General features: G+C 72.8%; 19 protein-coding genes. 9 read left to right on the forward strand and 10 right to left on the reverse strand.

Annotation, left to right across the window (positions count from 1 at the left end):
* Positions 1-42: 42 nt before the first annotated feature.
* A complete protein-coding gene (locus tag R8Z57_RS11025) occupies positions 43-3771 on the forward strand; it encodes a multifunctional oxoglutarate decarboxylase/oxoglutarate dehydrogenase thiamine pyrophosphate-binding subunit/dihydrolipoyllysine-residue succinyltransferase subunit (RefSeq protein ID WP_318353814.1) in 3729 nt (1242 codons plus the stop codon).
* Positions 3772-3811: 40 nt separating this feature from the next.
* Here R8Z57_RS11025 and R8Z57_RS11030 read toward each other — a convergent pair whose 3' ends face one another.
* From R8Z57_RS11030 to R8Z57_RS11040, 3 genes are all read right to left on the reverse strand, one after another.
* Positions 3812-5191: an APC family permease gene (locus R8Z57_RS11030; protein WP_318354082.1), complete on the reverse strand. Its 1380-nt coding sequence runs from the start codon at positions 5189-5191 to the stop codon at positions 3812-3814.
* A 136-nt stretch (positions 5192-5327) separates the two neighbouring features.
* Complete coding sequence (locus tag R8Z57_RS11035; RefSeq protein WP_318353815.1) at positions 5328-6887, reverse strand: glycerol-3-phosphate dehydrogenase/oxidase; 1560 nt, start codon at positions 6885-6887, stop codon at positions 5328-5330.
* A complete protein-coding gene (locus R8Z57_RS11040; protein ID WP_318353816.1) occupies positions 6884-7471 on the reverse strand; it encodes a helix-turn-helix domain-containing protein in 588 nt (195 codons plus the stop codon). The genes R8Z57_RS11035 and R8Z57_RS11040 overlap by 4 nt, the downstream gene beginning before the upstream one ends.
* 34 nt (positions 7472-7505) lie before the next feature.
* On the opposite strand from R8Z57_RS11040, the gene R8Z57_RS11045 reads away from it, so the two are divergent.
* Positions 7506-9179, forward strand: a complete 1674-nt coding sequence (locus tag R8Z57_RS11045) for an FAD-binding oxidoreductase (protein WP_318353817.1) — start codon at positions 7506-7508, stop codon at positions 9177-9179.
* Positions 9176-10084, forward strand: a complete 909-nt coding sequence (locus tag R8Z57_RS11050; RefSeq protein WP_318353818.1) for a diacylglycerol kinase — start codon at positions 9176-9178, stop codon at positions 10082-10084. The genes R8Z57_RS11045 and R8Z57_RS11050 overlap by 4 nt, the downstream gene beginning before the upstream one ends.
* An 18-nt stretch (positions 10085-10102) precedes the next feature.
* Here R8Z57_RS11050 and R8Z57_RS11055 read toward each other — a convergent pair whose 3' ends face one another.
* Positions 10103-10345, reverse strand: coding sequence for a zf-HC2 domain-containing protein (locus R8Z57_RS11055; RefSeq protein ID WP_318353819.1), 243 nt, complete (start codon positions 10343-10345; stop codon positions 10103-10105).
* Entirely contained in the window at positions 10342-10959 is a 618-nt protein-coding gene (locus R8Z57_RS11060; protein ID WP_318353820.1) for a sigma-70 family RNA polymerase sigma factor, read from the reverse strand. Before R8Z57_RS11060 ends, R8Z57_RS11055 begins: the two co-directional genes overlap by 4 nt.
* 167 nt (positions 10960-11126) lie before the next feature.
* Between R8Z57_RS11060 and aroA the strand changes: the two genes are divergently transcribed.
* The 3 genes from aroA to bcp all read left to right on the forward strand — a co-directional run bounded on the left by aroA (position 11127) and on the right by bcp (position 14199).
* A complete protein-coding gene (gene aroA, locus R8Z57_RS11065) occupies positions 11127-12500 on the forward strand; it encodes a 3-phosphoshikimate 1-carboxyvinyltransferase (RefSeq protein WP_318353821.1) in 1374 nt (457 codons plus the stop codon).
* A gap of 85 nt (positions 12501-12585) precedes the next feature.
* The gene (gene rsgA, locus R8Z57_RS11070; protein ID WP_318353822.1) at positions 12586-13647 is read left to right on the forward strand and encodes a ribosome small subunit-dependent GTPase A; all 1062 of its coding nucleotides are present in this window, start codon (positions 12586-12588) and stop codon (positions 13645-13647) included.
* 81 nt (positions 13648-13728) lie between these two features.
* Complete coding sequence (bcp, locus tag R8Z57_RS11075) at positions 13729-14199, forward strand: thioredoxin-dependent thiol peroxidase (RefSeq protein ID WP_318353823.1); 471 nt, start codon at positions 13729-13731, stop codon at positions 14197-14199.
* A gap of 59 nt (positions 14200-14258) precedes the next feature.
* Here bcp and R8Z57_RS11080 read toward each other — a convergent pair whose 3' ends face one another.
* Positions 14259-14684, reverse strand: coding sequence for a histidine kinase (locus R8Z57_RS11080; RefSeq protein WP_318353824.1), 426 nt, complete (start codon positions 14682-14684; stop codon positions 14259-14261).
* 246 nt (positions 14685-14930) lie between these two features.
* Here R8Z57_RS11080 and R8Z57_RS11085 point away from each other — a divergent pair, with 246 nt between their 5' ends.
* Positions 14931-15179: a WhiB family transcriptional regulator gene (locus R8Z57_RS11085; RefSeq protein ID WP_018171995.1), complete on the forward strand. Its 249-nt coding sequence runs from the start codon at positions 14931-14933 to the stop codon at positions 15177-15179.
* 172 nt (positions 15180-15351) lie between these two features.
* Here R8Z57_RS11085 and R8Z57_RS11090 read toward each other — a convergent pair whose 3' ends face one another.
* Genes R8Z57_RS11090 through R8Z57_RS11100 form a run of 3 tightly spaced genes read right to left on the reverse strand, consistent with a single transcriptional unit; the run spans position 15352 to position 18776 of the window.
* Positions 15352-16836 (reverse strand): sensor histidine kinase, encoded by a 1485-nt coding sequence (locus R8Z57_RS11090; protein ID WP_318353825.1) that lies wholly within the window; start codon positions 16834-16836, stop codon positions 15352-15354.
* A gap of 24 nt (positions 16837-16860) precedes the next feature.
* Positions 16861-18147 (reverse strand): AAA family ATPase, encoded by a 1287-nt coding sequence (locus tag R8Z57_RS11095; RefSeq protein ID WP_318353826.1) that lies wholly within the window; start codon positions 18145-18147, stop codon positions 16861-16863.
* Entirely contained in the window at positions 18144-18776 is a 633-nt protein-coding gene (locus tag R8Z57_RS11100; protein ID WP_318353827.1) for an SAF domain-containing protein, read from the reverse strand. Before R8Z57_RS11100 ends, R8Z57_RS11095 begins: the two co-directional genes overlap by 4 nt.
* A 98-nt stretch (positions 18777-18874) precedes the next feature.
* Between R8Z57_RS11100 and R8Z57_RS11105 the strand changes: the two genes are divergently transcribed.
* Positions 18875-19156, forward strand: coding sequence for a DNA-binding protein (locus tag R8Z57_RS11105; protein WP_318353828.1), 282 nt, complete (start codon positions 18875-18877; stop codon positions 19154-19156).
* A 57-nt stretch (positions 19157-19213) separates the two neighbouring features.
* On the opposite strand, the gene R8Z57_RS11110 is transcribed toward R8Z57_RS11105, so the two are convergent.
* Positions 19214-19822 carry a hypothetical protein gene (locus R8Z57_RS11110; RefSeq protein WP_318353829.1) on the reverse strand — a complete coding sequence of 203 codons (609 nt, stop codon included), beginning with the start codon at positions 19820-19822 and terminating at the stop codon, positions 19214-19216.
* A 150-nt stretch (positions 19823-19972) separates the two neighbouring features.
* On the opposite strand from R8Z57_RS11110, the gene R8Z57_RS11115 reads away from it, so the two are divergent.
* A complete protein-coding gene (locus R8Z57_RS11115) occupies positions 19973-20410 on the forward strand; it encodes an Rv3235 family protein (protein ID WP_318353830.1) in 438 nt (145 codons plus the stop codon).
* The last annotated feature ends 2 nt before the right edge of the window (positions 20411-20412 follow it).

Consider the following 20412-nt stretch of genomic DNA (forward strand, 5'->3'; position numbering starts at 1 on the left):
CGCGCTACCCAGAACTTCACCGATGAAAGCAGGCGATTCAGCGTGTCGAGCCAGGTGACGGGCGTCGGGGTTTCGAACGAGGGAGAGTTCGGAGCCAACGAGTGGCTCGTCGAGGAGCTGTACGAACAGTTCAAGATCGACCGGAACTCCGTCGACAAGGCATGGTGGCCCGTTCTCGAGGCCTACCACCCTGCCGACGGGGCGACACCGAAGGCCGACGCCGCTGCGGCGCCCGCGGCACCGGCGGCGGCGGCTTCGAAGCCGCCCGCAGCGCCGGCCGCGGCATCCGAGCCCCGACCGGTGACCGCGCCGATCCCCGTCATCGGCGCGCAGCCGGTCGCGCGCACCACCGCACGGCCCGCGGCTCCGCAGCCCATCCCGGCGCAGGCGCCCAAGGCGCAGCCGTCGGCGGCCGACGGCGAGTCCGACGACGACGTCGTCACGACGCTGCGCGGCATGCCGAAGACCCTCGCCGCCAACATGGACGAGTCGCTGACGGTTCCGACGGCCACGAGCGTGCGCACGGTGCCGGCGAAGCTGATGATCGACAACCGCATCGTCATCAACAACCACATGTCGCGCACGCGCGGCGGCAAGGTGAGCTTCACCCACCTCATCGGGTGGGCGATCATCCAGGCGCTCAAGGAGTTCCCGAGCCAGAACGTGTTCTACGCCGAGATCGACGGCAAGCCGTCGCTCGTGGCGCCCGCGCACATCAACCTCGGCATCGCGATCGACCTGCCCAAGCCCGACGGCACGCGCGCCCTCCTGGTGCCGAGCATCAAGCGCGCCGAGCAGCTCACGTTCAACGAGTACCTCACCACCTACGAAGACCTCGTCACCCGCGCGCGCGGCAACAAGCTGACCGCGGCCGACTTCCAGGGCACCACGATCTCGCTCACCAACCCCGGCGGCATCGGCACCGTCCACTCGGTGCCGCGGCTCATGAAGGGCCAGGGCTGCATCGTCGGCGCCGGCGCCCTCGAGTACCCCGCCGAGTTCCAGGGCGCGAGCGACAAGACCCTCAACGAGCTCGCGATCGGCAAGACGATCACGCTCACCAGCACCTACGACCACCGCGTCATCCAGGGCGCCGGCTCCGGCGAGTTCCTCAAGAAGGTGCACGAGCTGCTCATCGGGCAGCGCAGCTTCTATGAGGACATCTTCGCCGCGCTGCGCATCCCCTACGCTCCCATCCACTGGGGCGCCGACATCAACGTCGACCTCGCCGAGCGCGTCGACAAGCAGGCGCGGGTGCAGGAGCTCATCAACTCCTTCCGCGTGCGCGGCCACCTCATGGCCGACATCGACCCGCTCGAGTACGTGCAGCGCACGCACCCCGACCTCGAGATCGAGAGCCACGGGCTCACCTTCTGGGACCTCGACCGCGAGTTCGTCACCGGCGGGTTCGGCGGCAAGCGCCAGATGAAGCTCCGCGACATCCTCGGCGTGCTCCGCGACTCGTACTGCCGCACCATCGGCATCGAGTACATGCACATCCAGGACCCGGTTCAGCGCGCGTGGTTCCAGGAGAACGTCGAGGTCAAGTACCAGAAGCCCGGCCACGACGAGCAGCTGCGGATCCTCGACAAGCTCAACCAGGCCGAGGCCTTCGAGACGTTCCTGCAGACCAAGTACGTCGGTCAGAAGCGCTTCAGCCTCGAGGGGGGCGAGTCGCTCATCCCGCTCCTCGACGAGATCCTGCAGGGTGCCGCCGAGGCGGGTCTCGACGGCGCCGCGATCGGCATGGCGCACCGCGGCCGCCTCAACGTGCTCACCAACATCGCCGGCAAGACGTACGGCCAGGTGTTCCGCGAGTTCGAGGGCTCCGTCGCCATCGGCTCCAAGAGCGGCTCGGGCGACGTGAAGTACCACCTCGGCACCGAGGGCACGTTCGTCGCCGACAACCAGGCCGAGCTGCCGGTCTACCTCGCCGCCAACCCGTCGCACCTCGAGACGGTCGACGGCGTGCTCGAGGGCATCGTCCGCGCCAAGCAGGACCGCAAGCCCATCGGGACCTTCACGTGGCTGCCGATCCTGGTGCACGGCGACGCGGCGTTCGCCGGTCAGGGCGTGGTCGTCGAGACGCTGCAGATGTCGCAGCTGCGCGGCTACCGCACCGGCGGCACCGTGCACGTCGTGGTCAACAACCAGGTCGGCTTCACCACGACCCCGACCGACGCTCGCACGTCGGTGTACGCCACCGACGTCGCCAAGACGATCCAGGCGCCGATCTTCCACGTGAACGGCGACGACCCCGAGGCCGTCACCCGGGTCGCCCAGCTGGCGTTCGCGTACCGCGAGCGCTTCCATCGCGACGTCGTGGTGGACCTCGTCTGCTACCGCCGGCGCGGTCACAACGAGGGCGACGACCCGTCGATGACGCAGCCGCTCATGACGAACCTCATCGAGGCGAAGCGCTCGGTCCGCCGGCTGTACACCGAGGCCCTCGTCGGCCGCGGCGACATCACCGAGGAGGAGTACGAGAAGGCCAAGCAGGACTTCCAGAACCGCCTCGAGATCGCCTTCGCCGAGACCCACGCCGCCGAGACCGGCTCATCGCCCATCGTGGTGCCCGACGCCGCTGCCGAGCCCGCCGCCGGCGAGCCCGAGACCACCGGCGTCTCGCGCGAGATGGTCAACCTCATCGGCGACACGTTCGTCAACAAGCCCGGGGGCTTCACGGTCCACAACAAGCTGCAGCAGCTGCTCGACAAGCGTCTCGACATGAGCCGCAACGGCTCGATCGACTGGGGCTTCGGCGAGCTGCTGGCGTTCGGTTCGCTCCTCCTCGAGAAGACGAACGTGCGCCTGGCGGGCCAGGACTCGCGCCGCGGCACCTTCGTGCAGCGCCACGCGGTGCTCCACGACCGCGCGAACGGCCAGGAGTGGATCCCGCTGACGAACCTCAGCGAGGACCAGGGCCGCTTCTACGTCTACGACTCGCTGCTCAGCGAGTACGCGGCGATGGCGTTCGAGTACGGCTACTCCGTCGAGCGCGCCGACTCGCTCGTGCTGTGGGAGGCGCAGTTCGGCGACTTCGGCAACGGCGCACAGTCCGTCGTCGACGAGTTCATCTCGTCGGCCGACCAGAAGTGGGGCCAGCAGTCGAGCGTCGTGCTGCTGCTCCCCCACGGCTACGAGGGCCAGGGCCCCGACCACTCGTCGGCCCGCATCGAGCGCTACCTCCAGATGTGCGCCCAGGACAACATGACGGTGGCGCGGCCGTCCACGCCCGCGTCGTACTTCCACCTGCTGCGCCGGCAGGCCTACGCACGCCCGCGTCGGCCGCTGATCGTCTTCACCCCCAAGGCGATGCTGCGTCTGCGCGGCGCGACCAGCAAGGTCGAGGACTTCCTGAGCGGCAAGTTCCAGCCCGTGCTCGACGACGACCGGTCGGTCGACAAGTCGGCCGTCAAGCGCGTGCTGCTGCACGCGGGCAAGATCCACTGGGATCTGCGCGCGGAGCTCGACAAGAACCCGAACCCCGAGATCGCGCTGGTGCGCCTGGAGCAGTACTACCCGGCACCGATCGACGAGCTGAACGCCGTCATCGACTCCTACCCGAACGCCGAGCTGGTGTGGGTGCAGGACGAGCCCGAGAACCAGGGCGCATGGCCGTTCATCGCGCTCGAGGTCGTCAAGCACCTGCGCGGACGCACCATCAGCCGTGTCTCGCGCGCGGCCGCGGCATCCACCGCGACCGGGTCGCCCAAGGTGCACGCCGCGGAGCAGGCGTCGATCATGAAGCAGGCGCTGACGCTGGGCTGACCACCGCGTTCCGCCGACTCGGCCCTGGACCGCTCCCCGCTCAGCGGGGAACGTCCAGGGCCGAATCGCGTGCCGCCGAGCGTGCCGCCGTCTTCACCTCGGCGGACCGCTCGGAGTCGGCAGCGGTGCTCGCCGGGGCGCCGGCGCGGGAGCCCCGCGCGGATGGCGAACGGCGGACCCGCTGCCACAGGGTGACGATGACGGCGGCGAGGGCGAGCAGCGCGGCCGGGATCAGGCTGCCCCCGGCGAGCACCAGCAGCCCGGCCGACAGCACGGCGGCGACCACCGCCATGAACCAGCCCGTTGTCAGCCGCGGCAGGATCAGAGTGGCCGCGATCATCCCGGCCGTATAGATCGACACCATGTTGCTGGTGTGGATGAGGATGAACGTCCGCAGGTCGCCACCGGTCACGAGGGCGATGGAGCAGTACGTCACCGCGATGGCGAATGTCAGCAGCAGCGCGCGCCGCGGAACGCCTCCGGTCTCGGCGCCGGGTGCGAGCACGCGCGGCAGATCGCCGGCCGCCGCGAGGGAGGCGCCCAGCTTGCCGAACGCGGCCACGTACGCGTTCATGACCCCCAGCACCACGATCGCGGCGACCGCGCCCACCGCGGTGGGCCCGAATCCCGGCGCCACGGCGTCCGCCAGCGAGAGCAGGGGAACGGCCCCGTCCCCGGCCGCATCGCCGAGCACGCCCACCGTCACGATCTGCAGCAGCAGGTACGCGAGTCCCGTCACCACGAGCGCGATGGCCGTCGCGATGGGGATGCTGCGGCGGGCGTCGCGGAACTCCCCCGAGATGTGCGTGCCGACCTCCCAGCCGGCGAACGCCCAGACGAAGAGGCTGATGGCGGTGCCGACGCCCGTCCAGCCGTGCGGCAGGAAAGGCGTGAAGCGGGATGCCTCGACTGCGGGGAAGGCGGCGGCCACCACGAAGACGACGATGCCGACGAGAAGGCCGGTGAGCACGAACTGCACGGCGCCCGCGGTGCGCACGCCCAGCATGTTGACCACGAACGGCGGGAGCAGGAGGCCGAACATCAGGATCGGAACGGCCATCCGATCCAGGTGCAGCACGGCGGTGAGGTACTCGGCGCCGAGCGCGGCGAGCACCGGCACGCCGGCGGCCACCCCGAAGAAGAACCAGTAGCCGGTGGCCCGCGCCGCCGTGCGTCCCAGTGCCCGGCGCACATAGCTGGCCACGCCTCCGGGATCGGGGTAGCGCGCCGCGAGGGCCGCGAACGTGCCCGCGAGCGGAACCGACAGCGCGATGACGGCGAGCACCGCCACGATCGAGGCCGGACCGGCCACCTCGGCGGCCAGCCCCGGGAGCAGCAGCAGCCCCGTCCCGAGCACGGACGCGATGTACAGCGCCGTGCCCTGGGGGATGCCGAGGCCGGCCCGCCGATCGCTGCGCATCACCGCTCCAGTGTGGCCTCGGCATCCGGTGCCGTCTGCGCTCTCCGCAGACGCGCACGCGCGGAATCCTGCCAAGTGGGCGGATGTCGGCAGAACCGTCCGGATGCCACCGCGCGGCGCCTGCGCGGGTCGGGCCTCACCCGTCGATCGGCACCACGCCCGCGCGGGCGAAGGCGGCGGCCGCGGCATCCGTCGACTCCTCCCGATCGGAGTCGACGAGGCCGAGGCGCGTGCGCCGGTCGAGGAGGTCGGCCACGCCGAGGGCGCCCTCGACGCGCACCCCCCACTCGAGCTCTTGCGCCGTGACCCCGCGGGCGGCGCCGGCGCCGTCGGGCAGCGCCGCGGCATACGGCGCCTCGGCACCGTAGCGGCGGACGAGGCGCGGGGCGGCCGTGATCTCGCCGAGACGGTGGCGCGGCCACGCTCCGACGAGCGGGATGGTGCGCGTCGGCGACGGCCGCGACGGGAAGCCGGGGTCGCGCCGGATGACCTCGTCGACGGCGTCCTCGGCCATGCGGCGGTAGGTGGTGAGCTTGCCGCCGACGACGCTCAGCACGCCGTCGCGCGATTCGAGGATCGCGTGACGGCGCGAGAGATCGCTGGTCTCGTCGTCGTCGGCACCGGCGAGCAGCGGCCGGAGCCCCGCGAACGTGGTAAGCACGTCGTCGCGACCGAGCGGGTGCGCGAGCACGGTGTTGACCGTGCCCAGCAGCTGGTCGATCTCGGACCCGGTCGCCTGCGCCACGTCGGGCACCGGGCCCTCGGCGGGCACGTCGGTGAGCCCGATGTAAGTGCGGCCGTGCAACGACGGCAGGGTGAAGACGAAGCGGCTCGACGATCCGGGGATCGGCACGGTGAGCGAGACGTCCGAGCCGCCGAGCCGCGCCGTCGCGACGACCAGGTGCGTGCCGCGGCTCGGTCGCAGCCGCACGTCGGGGTCGAGCTCGCCCGCCCAGACGCCGGTGGCGCTCACGACCGCGCGGGCGCGCACGCGCAGCACGGAGCCGGTGACGAGGTCACGGAGAGTCGCCTCGCCGCCGCTCACGGCGGTGGCCTCGACGCGGGTGAGGACGGATGCCCCGTACCCGGCGGCCGTGCGGGCCACGGCGACGACGAGGCGCGCGTCGTCGATGAGCTGGCCGTCCCAGCCGCGCACCCCGCCGCGGAGGCCATCGGCGCGCACCGCGGGAGCCAGCCGCAGGGTCGCCTCGCGGCCGATCGCGCCGGGGCCCGGGAGCAGCGCGCCGGGCGTGCCGACCGTGCGGCGCAGGCCGTTCCCGAGCTCGTACCCGAGGCCGACGTAGGCGCCGCGCGCGACGTGCCCGGGCTCGTGCAGCGGCACCACCTGCGCGAGGGCGCGCGTGAGGTGCGGCGCCGTGCGGGTGAGGAGGATGTGCCGTTCGACGGCGCTCTCCCGGGCGATGCCCACCTGTCCCGAGGCGAGGTAGCGCAGCCCGCCGTGGACGAGCTTGGAGCTGAACCGGCTCGTGCCGTGCGCGAGGTCGTGCCGCTCCACCAGCACGGTGCGCAGGCCGCGGCTCGCGGCATCCAGCGCGATCCCCACCCCGGTGATGCCCCCGCCGATCACCAGCAGATCGAGCTCGCCGCCGTCGGCGAGCGCCTCGAGCTCGCGCACCCGGCGGGCGGCCGACAGCGCGGTCGGGAACGGCGTCCGCCCGACCGTCCGCGCGCTCATGCGCCGCCCTCCGCGTCCGGGGCGAGATAGCCGCGGAGGGCGCGGCCGAGCTCGGTGCGCCAGGCGCCGGCCGGCAGCCACTCGCCCACGAGGGGAGCGGACTGCACGGCCGACTGGGCGATGAGGAGCACCATGGCGGCCAGCTGCTGCGGGTCGCCGTCGCGGACGAAGCCGGCGCGGATGCCGAGGCCGATGCGCCGTGCCGTCTCGGCGTGGATGGCGCGCTGGCTCGTGCCGAGACGGTCGAGGATGTAGCGCGCGAAGAGCTCGGGGTCGGTGTCGCGGAGCCGGTCCACCAGCGGCAGCCGGCGCACGCGCTCGGCCGTCTCGACCAGAAGCTCCACGAGCTCGTCGAGGCTCGCGCTCTCGCCCTTCCGCGCGGGCAGCGCCGCGACCAGCTCGCGCGTGACGAGCGCGGCGAACACCGCCTGCGCGTCGGGCCAGTAGCGGTAGAGCGTCTGCCGGGCGATGCCGCAGCGGCGGGCGATGTCGGACGCCGTCGTGCGGCGGATGCCGTGCGCCAGCACTTCGGCGAGCGCGGCATCGAGGATCGCTGTCTCGGTGTCGGTGACTCCGTCGACCATGTGACAACCATACAGAATGTGTCATACTGTCGCCATGGCTGCGAGGGCGCACACCGATCATCCGAGCGAGCCGGTCTCGGCGACACCGCCGCTCGCGACGCCCGCGCCACGGCCTCGCGGAGCCTGGGACGCGTGGGGCTCGACCCCCGCGCGCCTGCCCGCTGCCGCCAAGGCGATCGTCGCCACGCTCCTGCCCGGCAAGACGCACCCGGTGCCGCGCCGCGAGCGGCCCGTGCTCATGCCGTCGGTCCTCGCCGCCGACGACCTCGCAGCCCTCGCCGGCACGGTGGGCGCCGACGGGGTGTCACGGGATGACGACGCGCGCGCCCTGCACCTGGGCGGCAAGAGCACACCCGATCTGCTGCGTCGCCGCCTGGACGAGCCGCAGTCCGCGCCGGATGCCGTGGTGAGCGCAAGCTCGCACGCCGAGGTGGCCGCGGTGCTGCGCGTGTGCGACGAGCGCAGCATCGCCGTCGTGCCGTTCGGCGGCGGCACCTCCGTCGTCGGCGGCGTCGACCCGGCGCGCGGCGGCCACCGCGCCGTCATCGCGCTCGACCTCGCCCGGACCGCCGCCCTGCTGCACCTCGACGCCGAGTCGATGCTCGCGACCTTCGGGGCCGGCACGACCGGACCGCAGGCCGAGGAGCTCCTGGGGGCGCGCGGGCTGACGCTCGGGCACTTCCCGCAGAGCTTCGAGTACGCCTCACTCGGCGGCTACGCTGCCACGCGCTCGAGCGGGCAGGCCTCGCGCGGCTACGGCCGGTTCGACGACCTCGTGCACGCGCTGCGGGTCGCCACCCCCGCGGGTGATCTGCAGCTCGGCCGCTCCCCGGCGAGCGCCGCCGGCCCCGACCTGCGTCAGCTGCTCCTCGGCTCGGAGGGCGCCTTCGGCGTCATCACCGAGGTCACCGTGCGCGTGCGTGCCCTCCCCGCCGCCACGGCGTACCGCGCGTGGAGCTTCCCGGACTTCGCGACCGCGACGGCGGCGTTCCGCGAGGCCACGCAGCGCGGCATCCGTCCCACCGTGCTGCGGCTGAGCGACGAGACCGAGACGCGCGTCAACGCCGCGATGGGCGGACACCTCACCCGGATGCGCGGATGCCTCGCCATCGCGACCTTCGAGGGCGCCTCGTCCGTCGAGGCCGAGGCGACGCGCGACGCGCTCGACGCGGTCTTCCTGGCGCACGGCGCCACGTCGCGCGGCGAGGATCCCGCCCGTTCCTGGGAGCGCGGGCGCTTCGCCTCCCCCGCCCTCCGCGACACCCTGATGGACGCCGGCGTGCTCGCCGAGACCCTGGAGACCGCCACGACCTGGGCGAACCTGCCCGGCCTCAAGCGCGCCGTCACCGCCGCGCTCACCGAGGCGCTCACGGCCGCGGGCACCAAGCCGATCGTGCTGTGCCACATCTCGCACGTCTACCCGGCGGGGGCGTCCCTGTACTTCACGGTCGTCGCCGCGCTCACCGCCGATCCGCAGGGCCAGTGGGCGAGCGCGAAGGATGCCGCCTCCCGCGCGATCGGCGACGCCGGCGGGACGATCACCCACCACCACGCCGTCGGGCGCGACCACCTGCCCTACCTCGAGGCCGAGATCGGCGCGCTGGGGATGGACGTCCTGCGTGCGGTCAAGTCGGTGCTCGACCCCCGCGGGATCATGAACCCCGGCGCCCTGGTGGCCTCGGCGTCGGGGCCTGCGGCCGACGCATGAACGTCGCACTGCTCGTCAACCCGGCCGCGCGTGCCGGCGCCGACACCGGGGCCGCAACGCACGCGGCCGAGCGCCTGCGCGCGCACGGTGTGAAGACCGCCGTGATCAGCGGCGGCAGCGCCGCCGAGTCGACCGAGCTGCTGCGGGCGGCGATCGCCCTCGGCTCCGACGCGGTGGCGGTCGTCGGCGGCGACGGCACGGTCAACCTCGCGATCCAGGAGGTCGCGGGCACCGGCATCCCGCTCGGCATCATCCCCGCGGGGACCGGCAACGACTTCGCCGCCACCCTGGGGCTGCGCGAGCTGGACGTCACGGCTGCCGCCGACGCCATCGCCGGGGGCCGCACGCGCGCGGTCGACCTCGCCCGGGTGACGCGCACCGACGGATCCCACAGTTACTTCGGCTCGGTGCTCGCCAGCGGCTTCGACTCGAAGGTCAACGATCGCGCGAACGCCATGCGCTGGCCTCGCGGCGGGTCGCGCTACAACATCGCGATCCTGGTCGAGTTCCTCACCCTGGCGGGGATCCCCTACGCCGTCGAGCTCGAGCTGCCCGACGGCGCGACGGAGCGGATCACCGGCGACCTCGTGATGGCGACGGTGGGCAACGGACGCACGTACGGCGGCGGCATCCCGATCTGCCCCGACGCCGATCCGGCCGACGGGCTGCTCGACGTCGTCCTGGTGCGACCCGCGGGACGCCTCCGGCTGCTGCGGCTCCTGCCGCGCGTCTACGCCGGCACGCACACCAGCGTCTCCGAGGTGTCGGTGCGGCGCGTGCGGTCGGTGCGGCTGAACGCCCCCGGCGTGACGGCCTATGCCGACGGCGACCCGATCGGGGTGCTCCCGATCACCGTCGACGTCGCGCGCGAGGCGCTCACCGTCTTCACTCCCCCGCCGCGCTGATACCGCGCGGTCGGGAGGTCAGTGAGCGGCCTGGACCTCGCGGAGCCGGGCCAGAACCTGGTCGCGCAGCTCTTCGGGGGCGGATTCCTTGCACGCGCGGGCGACGACCTCGGTCAGGGTGCGCGCGACGAGCGCCTCGTCACGGCATCCGGGGCAGTGCTCGAGGTGCTCGGCGATGTCGGAGTGCTCGGTCTTGCACACCTCGTTGCGGAGGTACTCCTCGAGGTCGCGCCGCGCCTTCTCGCAGCCGCAGTCGGTCATTTCGTGCTCCTTGTGGCGGCAGTGGCGATGCCGCGCTCTTTTGCGTAGTCGGCCAGCAGCTCACGCAGCATTCGCCTGCCACGGTGCAGGCGGCTCATGACCGTGCCGATGGGGGTCTTCATGATGTCGGCGATCTCCTGGTAGGCGAAGCCCTCGACGTCGGCGAGGTACACCGCCAGCCGGAAGTCCTCCGGGATGGACTGCAGCGCGTCCTTGACCACCGAGGCAGGCATGTGGTCGATCGCCTCCGCCTCGGCCGAGCGGGTGCTCGTCGCGGTGGTCGACTCGGCGCCGCCGAGCTGCCAGTCCTCGAGGTCGTCGATCGTGCCCTGATACGGCTCGCGCTGCTTCTTGCGATAGGTGTTGATGTAGGTGTTCGTGAGGATGCGGTACAGCCACGCCTTGAGGTTGGTTCCCTGCGTGAAGGTCTTCCACGACGCGAACGCCTTGACGAACGTCTCCTGCACGAGGTCGGCCGCATCCGCGGGATTGCGCGTCATGCGCATCGCCGCCGCGTACAGCTGGTCCATGAAGGGCAGGGCCTGCTCTTCGAACTGCGCGCGCGCATCCTGCGGCTGGTCGGTCGGATCAGCCTGGTCGGTCGAGTCGCTCATCACGCGCCAGTCTACGGCGGCCGTCTCCGGCACGCCGATGGCGTGTGCCGCAGGGATCTCCTGCGCGGGTGCCCCGACATCGAGGCGATCGAGGGTCGCGAACATCCGGCTCCGCTCCGTGGGTCTCTCCCGGCCGCTGTCCTCCGGGTTCAGTAGGGTAGAACCCGATGACAGGCGACGGCTATTCCCAGACTTCGAAGCCGAGCGGGCGCGCCTCGTGGCAGGCTCCCGTGGCGGCCGGTCCGCTGCACGCCACGGTGACGGTGCCGGGGTCCAAGTCGCTGACCAATCGAGAGCTCATCCTCGCCGCACTCGCCGATGCGCCGAGCCGCCTGCTGTCGCCGCTGCACTCCGACGACTCGGCGCGCATGATCGAGGCGCTGCGCGCGCTCGGCGTCGGCATCGAGTTCGTCGAGGGCGCGGGGCCGTACGGCGACGACATCGAGGTGACGCCGGTGTGGCCGCTGCGCGGCGACACCGAGGTGGACTGCGGTCAGGCGGGCACCGTCATGCGCTTCGTCGCCGGCCTCGGCGGGTTCGCCCGCGGAGACGTCACCCTCACAGCGCACGAGAGCGCGCTGCACCGCCCGATGGGCGCCATGATCACCGCGCTGCGCGATGTGGGCGTCGACATCGACGACGGCGGCCACTGGGCCCTTCCCTTCATCGTGCGCGGGCACGGGCACGTGCGCGGCGGCGAGGTCACGATCGACGCCAGCGCGTCGAGCCAGTTCGTCTCGGGGCTGCTGCTGTCGGCGCCGCGATTCGACGTCGGTCTGCACCTCGTCCACGCCGGCGCGCGGCTGCCGAGCATCCCGCACATCGACATGACCGTCGAGGCCCTCGCCCACCGCGGCGTCCACGTCGAGCGCCCCGGAGTGGGCGAATGGATCGTCCCGGCCGGCCCCATCCGCGGCAAGGACGTCTCGATCGAACCCGACCTGTCCAACGCCGCACCGTTCCTGGCCGCGGCCATGATCGTCGGCGGATCGGTGTCGGTCACGGGATGGCCGGCGCACTCCACGCAGCCCGGCGCGATGCTCACCGACATCCTGTCGCTCATGGGCGCCCGCGTCGTGCGACGGGGCGGGGCGCTCACCGTGACCGCGGGCGCCGGCATCCAGGGCGTCGATCTCGACCTCTCCGCCGCCGGCGAGCTGACCCCGACGATCTTCGCGCTGGCCGCGTTCGCCGATTCGCCGTCGACGCTCCACGGCATCGGCCACATCCGCGGGCACGAGACCGACCGCATCGCCGCGCTCGTCGCCGAGCTGCGGGGCCTGGGCGGCGACGCCGAAGAGCTGCCCGACGGCATCCGCATCACGCCGCGGCCGCTGCAGGGCGGCATGTGGCACGCCTACCACGACCACCGCATGGCCACCACGGGCGCGCTCATCGGGCTCGCCGTTGCGGGGGTCGAGGTCGACGACATCGGCACGACGGCCAAGACGATGCCGGAGTTCCCGCAGATCTGGCAGCGCATGCTCGAGGGCGGCGTCGCCGAGGGCGGCGTCTCCGAGGAGACGATGCGCGCCTCGTGAGGCGGCGCGTGGGCTCTCGCGAGCGGTCGGTGATGGACGTGACGCACTCCGCGGACGACGACGTGAACCTGACGAGGGCGACCGTATGAGCTGGCTCGACGACCTCGACGACGACGACGAGCCCGACTTCGACGAGACCGACGTGCGGGTGCGGCCCAACCCCAAGGCCAATCGACCGCGCACCAAGCGCCGACCGGCGCACGCCGATGCCGAGATCGCCCGCGTGCTGGGCGTCGACCGCGGCCGGTACACCGTCCTCGTCGACGAGGACCAGCCGCAGGAGCGGACGGTGCTCGCCGCCCGGGCACGCGAGCTGCGCAAGACGCCGATCGTGACGGGCGACCGGGCGCGCGTGGTGGGCGACGCCTCCGGCGACGACGGCACGCTCGGCCGCATCGTCGGCATCGAGGAGCGCACGTCCCTGCTGCGGCGCAGCGCCGACGACACCGACCAGGTCGAGCGGGTGATCGTCGCCAACGCCGACCAGATGCTGGTCGTGGTCGCCGCCGCGGATCCCGAACCCCGCCCCCGGCTCGTCGACCGGTACCTGGTCGCGGCACTGGACGCCGGCATCCGTCCCCTCCTCGTCGTCACCAAGACCGATCTCGCCGACCCGGCCGTCTTCCTCGCGCACTTCGAAGGACTCGACCTCGAGGTGTTCACGAGCGGCCGCGAGGAGATGCCGCTCGAGCGGATCGGCGCTGCGCTCGTCGGGCACTCGACGGTCTTCGTGGGTCACTCCGGCGTCGGCAAGTCCACGCTCGTGAACGCCCTCGTCCCCGACGCGCGCCGCGCGACCGGCCACGTCAACGTGGTGACCGGCCGCGGGCGCCACACCTCGAGCTCGACGGTGTCGCTCCGCTACCGCAGCGACGGCGGCAACGGCTGGGTGATCGACACCCCCGGAGTCCGCTCGTTCGGGCTCGGCCACGTTGATCCCGCCAATGTCCTGCGGGCGTTCACGGACCTCGCGGAGGTCGCCGAGGAATGCCCCCGCGGCTGCACGCACCTGCCGGACGCCCCGGACTGCGCGATCGCCGAAGCCGTCGAGGAGGGGCGCCTCGGCCCCGGCGGCCCGGCGCGACTGGATTCGCTGCAGCGACTGCTCGAGACGTTCGCCAAGCGGGCCCAGGAGCCGGGCGCATAGGGCGGTGGCGGCATCCGTCACGACGGATCCGCCGCCCGTGCACGCGCCGGCGACGACGGACGGCCCGCCTAGAGTGGAGCGGTGACCACGACGCGCCTCGAATCCGGTTCCCTCGCCCCCGCCTTCACCCTCGTCGACCAGGATGAGCGGACGGTCTCGCTGGGCGACCTGCGCGGCGGGCGCGTCATCCTCTTCTTCTATCCCGAGGCCATGACGCCCGGCTGCACCAAGGAGGCGTGCGACTTCCGCGACAGCCTGGCTCCGCTGCAGGCCGCCGGCTACACGATCCTCGGCATCTCGCGCGACGCGCCCGAGAAGCTGCGCCGGTTCCGCGAGCGCGACGGCCTGACGTACGACCTGCTCAGCGACCCCGACCACGCCGTCCACGAGGAGTACGCCGTGTGGGGCGAGAAGGTCAACTACGGCAAGACGTTCATGGGCGTCGTCCGCTCCACCTTCGTGATCGACGAGGAGGGCCGCATCGCGCACGCGCTCTACAACGTGCGGGCCACCGGTCACGTTGCGCGGGTGCGCACGCTCCTCGGCGTCTGAGCATCGCCGGCGGGCGCTCGCCCCGGGGCCGGCGTCTGCAGCGTTGCCGCGCGGGCGGATCAGCGGGATGCCGAGCCCTGGCCGTCGGATCCGCGCCCGTCCGCCTCGTGCGCGGCGCGGCCGGCATCGCGGACGGCGAGCACGAGCAGCACGAGCGTCAGGATCGCCGGAGCGGCCAGCGCCAGCGCGACAGCCGGATCCGCGAAGGCGCCGGTGGCGGCTCCGAGCGCGACGGCGAGGATCAGCAGCTGCGTCACGATGCCGCCCGAGCGCCCCCACGACTGACCGCGCCAGATCGCGACGGCGAACGCGATGACCGCCGCCGCCCCGACGAGCGTCAGCACGAGCAGCGCGAGCGCACTCGCGACGGAGTCGGTGTCGCCGCCGGCGATCGCGACGGCCTCGCGCACGGTCAGGCCGGCCAACGCCAGCCCCTCGAGCCCCACCAGCACCGCGGCGATCTTTCCGGACAGGTTTGTCCGCATACGACGTCGACTCCTTCTCGCTCCGGCGGTCGTTTGTGCGAACCCTCCATGCCCCACCGGGAACACTCAGCAAGTCCTACACAAACCCGCCGATGAACCCTTGATTCAGGTAAACCGCTATGGGACGATTGGTGAAGCCGTGTGCTCCCACAGCGACGTGGGGCGAGTCATCTCGCACTTCCCACAGGGTATCGGACCCGAACCGACCCTTTCGTCCCACACCATCCGTCATCAAGGAGCACCCCCATGGACTGGCGCGACAAGGCCGCCTGCCTGACCGTCGACCCCGAGCTGTTCTTCCCCGTCGGGAACACCGGGCCTGCCGTCGATCAGATCGAGAAGGCCAAGTCGGTGTGCGCACGCTGCACCGTCACCGAGATCTGCCTGCAGTACGCCCTCGAGACCGGTCAGGACTCGGGCGTGTGGGGCGGCCTCTCCGAGGACGAGCGCCGCGCACTCAAGCGCCGCGCCGCCCGCGCCCGCCGCGCGTCCTGACGCGCGCCGCGCACCGCCTGCTCGCTGACGCCCCCGTCGGCCGCCTTCCCCCGGTTCCTTCGTCGGCGGGGTCGGCTGCCGCATGCGACCGCAACTCGCGAGCGCAGACGCGGACGAGGACGGATGCCGCGGCCCGCGGCATCCGTCTCCCTCGCGGAAGGCGACCCGCCCGTCAGCCCTTGCTGCGCTCGATGTACCGCAGCGGGATGTCGATCGTGACCTCCGTGCCGCTGCCCATGATCGTGTGCCAGTCGATCGTGCCGCCGAGCTCGCCCTGGATGAGCGTGCGCACGATCTGCGTGCCGAGGCCGCGGCCGACCTGTCCTTCGGGCAGGCCCGACCCGGTGTCGCGCACGCGCACCTCGAGGCGGTCGTCGGTGCGCTCGGCGATGATCTCGACGTCGCCCTCCTGACCCGCCAGCCCGTGCTCGACCGCGTTCGTGACGAGCTCGGTGAGCGCGAGCGCGAGCGGCGTGGCGTATTCGCTCGGCAGGGTGCCGAAGCGCCCTGTCGAATGCGTCTTGGCGCGCGTGTTGGGCGCCGCGGCGACCTCGGCGACGAGCTTGAGCACGCGCGCGAAGACCTCGTCGAAGTCCACGTTCTGCGCGAGCCCCTCCGACAGGGTGTCGTGGACGACGGCGATCGCCGAGACGCGGCGCATGGCCTGCGTGAGCGCCTCGCGGGCCTCTTCGGTGTGCGAGCGCCGCGCCTGGATGCGCAGCAGCGAGGCGACCGTCTGGAGGTTGTTCTTGACGCGGTGGTGGATCTCGCGGATCGTCGCGTCCTTGGTGATCAGCTCCTGCTCCTGGTGACGGATCTCGGTGACGTCGCGGCACAGCACGACCGCGCCGATGCGCGTGCCGTGGTCGCGCAGCGGAATCGTACGCAGTGAAACGGTCACGCCGCGCGCCTCGAGATCGGCCCGCCAGGGTGCGCGACCGGTGACGACGACGGGCAGGGACTCGTCGAACTGGCGCTTGGCCGGCAGGATCTGCGTCACCACCTCGACCAGGGACTCGCCCTCGAGCTCGTCGTCGAAGCCCAGTCGGTTGAACGCCGACAGCGCGTTCGGGCTCGCGAACGTCGTCACGCCGTCGACGTCGAGCCGGATGAGTCCGTCCGACGCGCGCGGGGCGCCGCGCCGCGGCGAGGTGGGCGCGGCCAGGTCGGGGAAGTCGCCCGAGGCGATCATGCCGAACAGGTCGTCGGCGCAGTCGTTGAAAGTGATCTGCTGCCGTGACGGCGTGCGTGCCTCGCCGAGGTTCGTGTGCCGCGTGACCACGCCGATGACGGTGGCCTCCGCGCCGTTCTTGCGCGCCACCGGGACGGCGCGGACGCGAGTCGGCGTCTCTTCGAACCAGTCCGGCGAGGCCGAGTCGACGATGCGTCCGGTCTGGAACGCCTCGCGCACCTGCGTGCGCCACTGCGGGCGCACCCGGTCGCCGACGATGTCGCGGTAGAAGAGCGTGGCCGCCCCGCTCGGCCGCGTATGGGCGACCGCGACGAAGGAGTCATCGGAGGTCGGGACCCACAGCACGATGTCGGCGAACGCCAGATCGGCGAGGAGCTGGCCGTCTCCGGCGAGACGGTGGAGCCACTCCACATCGTCCTCGCTGGAGCGGCCCTGGGCGTACACGAGATCGCTGAGGGTCGACACGCACCTAAGCCTAGAGCGCGCGCGTCAGCGCGCCGCTGCGCCGACACGACCGTGTGCGTCGGCACGCACACGCCGGGGTCGGCGCTCCCGGGCACCGGCGGGAACCTGCGGGGTCGGTGCGGGGACGATCGCCTCGCCGACGAACCGGCGGATGGCGAGGGTGACAGGTGATTTCGGCGCCACCTCGGCGATGGGACGCGCGGCGAGGATCGCGGCATCCGCCGATCGCGGGTCCTGCGGGACGAACCACACGTGCTCGACGCCGCCGAAGCGGTCGAGGGTGCGCCGCACCTGACCGCGGGCGTCGATGCCCAGCGTGCCCGGGCGCAGCCTGTTGGCGACGACGACGACCGGCGTGGCGCCGATCGTCGCGCGCAGCTCGGCGTGGCCGCGCAGGAAGCGGGCGACCCCCACCGGGTCGGCGGCGACGACCGCGACCACGAGGTCGGCCGCGCGCAGGCTCGCCAGTGTCGCGGCGTTGCGGCGCGGTCCGTCGAGGTCGCTCATGATCTCCTCGTCGCGCTCGAGCGACGAGGAGACGTCGACCACGGTGTAGTCGACCCACTCTCGGCAGGCGCCCAGCGCCGCCGCGACGCGGCGATCGCTCAGCTCCGGCCACCGCGAGGGCCGGTTGATGCCGGTGAGGACATCGACCCCCGTCGCGCCGAGCGGGACGGCGATGCGTGTGAGCTCGCGAGCGTCCAGTCCGCCCAGCTCGGCCTGACGGCAGGCGGCGGCGAAGCCCGGGCCCTCGTCGGCGAGCCCCAGCGTCAGCGCGAGCGACGGTGCCTGCGTGTCGGCGTCGATGAGCGCGACGTGGCGGCCGCCGCGCGCGAGCTCGACGGCGAGCTCGGCGGCGACGGTGGACCGGCCGGGTGCCCCGGCCGGTCCCCAGACGGCGATCACACGCGGCTGCGGACGGGGCGCCGCGTGCGGCGCGGGCGCGGGGCCGGTGCTCAGCACCTCGGCCACGCGCCAGGGCTCGGCGTGCCGTTCGAGCGGCGCCTCGAGCCCGCACGCCGCGACCAGCCGGCGGCCGGCCTCGTCGTCGACGAGGGGGACGACGCGCGTGCCCGCCCGGTCGCAGAGCGCGACGACGGTGGGCGACATCGTGGCGCGCGAGACCGCGACGACGAGTGCGTCGGCGTCCGACAGAGCGCGCAGCAGCGCCTCGGCGTCCGCCCCGAGCATCCCGTCGGCCGCTGCCAGCGCCGGCGTCGACGCGGCGACGTGGGCGATCACGTCGATGCCCTCGCGCTGCAGACCTTCGACCAGTGCCGCGGCGTCGTCGACGGCGACGACGACCCTCATGACCCGGCGCCCGCCGTGGGCACGATCGAGAGCGCGGACTCGTCGGCCATCGCCGCCAGGGTCGCGGAGACGTCCGCGCGCGGGATCACGAGCTCCAGCGCGGCCGCTCCCCCGCCGATCATGGAATCGTCGCGCGTGACCGACACCACGGTCGCATCGGCCACGAGCACCCGCGGCTCGTCGTAGCCGCCGTCCTCTCCGAGCGGCGCCGTCCACACCTCGACGACCGTGCCGGCCTCGACCGACGCGGGCACGTCGACCGCGCTGCGGACGACCACGCTCGTCGTGCGCGCCTCGTCGGCCTGACCGACGGATGCCGCGGGCACCAGCTCGCCGGCCTCGATGGTCCGCGTCGCCACCGCCTCGTCACCGAGGCCACCCGCGGCGAGGTAGGTGCCCGAGAGCTCCCCCAGCGCCACGTCGACGACTTCGAGGTCGCCCGGGCCGATCGCCTCTCCGGGCACGATCGTGTGCGCCGCCGCGTACACCGGCACCGTCTGACGGGCGGCCGTCACGACGAGCCAGACGCCGATCACGGACGCGGCGACGAGCAGCACGCCGAGGAAGAACCGCGCGTCGCCCCAGAAGGCACGGCGCGGGCTGCGGTGGGGGTCGCTGGCCACGGTCATGCGTCCATCGTCGCCGACCTGCCGCGATCGCGTCGGTCGTTATCCACAGGGGTCCCGGCCCCGGAGCCACCCCTCTGAGGCGGGTCCATAATGGGGTCATGCCCGATGACCCGACGTCCGAGGTGCGTCTGCTTGCGCCCGCGCAGGTGGGCGAGGTGCTCGGCGTCGGCGTCGACGAGGTGATGGCGCTGGTGCTCGAGGGGCGGCTCCGTGGAGTCCGGGTCGGCGCCCCGGCCCGGTGGCGAGTGGATGCCGCGAGCGTCGGGGAGTATCTCGACGATCAGGCCGAAGAGGCCCGGCGCATGGCACTGTGGCGTCAGTCCCAGACCGCGAGCTTCCCGGAGCTCTGGGGCAGCGGCATCGTCCGCAACCCCGACTGACGACGCCCCTCTCGGGCAGCGTCGGCGACGCGGCGGTCCGCGGCGGATGAGAATCCGCTACGGCAGCGCCGGCGCTTCGTCCGCGCGGATCCAGGCGACGGCGGCGAACGGCACGATGCGGTGCCCGGCCACGGCATCGGCCCGACGCGGCGCCCCGGGATCGTGCAGAGCGAGGTCGAGGTGATCCGCTCCCGCGCGGTCGATGGTCCCGGTGAGCACACGGCCGGCCGTGAGATGCACCGCGACGCCCGCGCGGCGGCGAACCAGGTCGCGCAGGACGAACCCGAAGGTGAGGCGGTCGGCGAGCGGCGACCGGGGCGCTGTCGGCCGTGCCGTGCGCAGCAGGTCGGCGTGCGGCATCCCGATCGCGACGATCGAGGCGAACGGGACGATCACCGCCCCCGCCGGGCCGTCGGCGGGCGCCAGCGCCGCCCAGTCCGCCCCCACCCCCGTGACGGTCGCGCGGAGTGTGGCGCCGTCGCTCAGATCCATCGAGACCACGACGCCGGGCTGCGCGTCGCGGCCGGCGAGCAGCGACAGACGCTCGGCGAGGCGGACGCGCGAGAGCCGCAGCCGCTCGGCCTCGGTGTCGAGCGCGGCGCGCTCGGCCTCCCATTCGGAGGCGAGCTGATCCTCGAGGTCGTCGAAGAAGCGGTCCCAGCGCACTCAGCGAGAGTAGGGCACACCACCCGCACGGACCGGCAAGTTATCCACAGTGCGCGCCCGCAGGATTTTCCTGAGAGTTCGCCGTGTGCTGTACTGTGCGGAAGACATCCCTGATGTCGCCGACAATCCCCCATGTCGAGATAGGCACCCATGGCAACGACGCCCGCGGGAACCGCCCGCGTACCCTCCCCGTCCCGCGCTGCGGACCTCGCGGATTTCTTCGCGCCGCAGCGTACGCCGTCCACCGCGCTGCCGTCGCCGGAGCCCTTCCTGCGAAACCTCACGCTCGGTGTGCTCGAGGTCTTCGCGGGAGTCCGCGAAGTCGACCAGCTCGCGCGATGGCTGACCGAAGACGCCTACCGCAAGCTGGTGACGCGGGCCAACCTCGCCGCCCGCGCCCGCAGTGCGCGCGGCGTTCCGGCGCGGCGACCCGTCCACGCCATCCTCTCGGTGCACGAGTCCTCGCCCGCCGACGGCATCATCGAGGCGGTCGTGGTCGTGCGCGGCCCCGCACGCACCCGTGCGCTCGCGGTGCGGCTCGAGGGCATGGACGGGCGCTGGCGCTCGACGTCCCTCGCACTCCTCTGAGG

It is taken from the genome of Microbacterium sp. M3, assembly GCF_033548675.1.
In the GTDB taxonomy this organism is placed as follows: Bacteria; Actinomycetota; Actinomycetes; order Actinomycetales; family Microbacteriaceae; genus Microbacterium; species Microbacterium arthrosphaerae.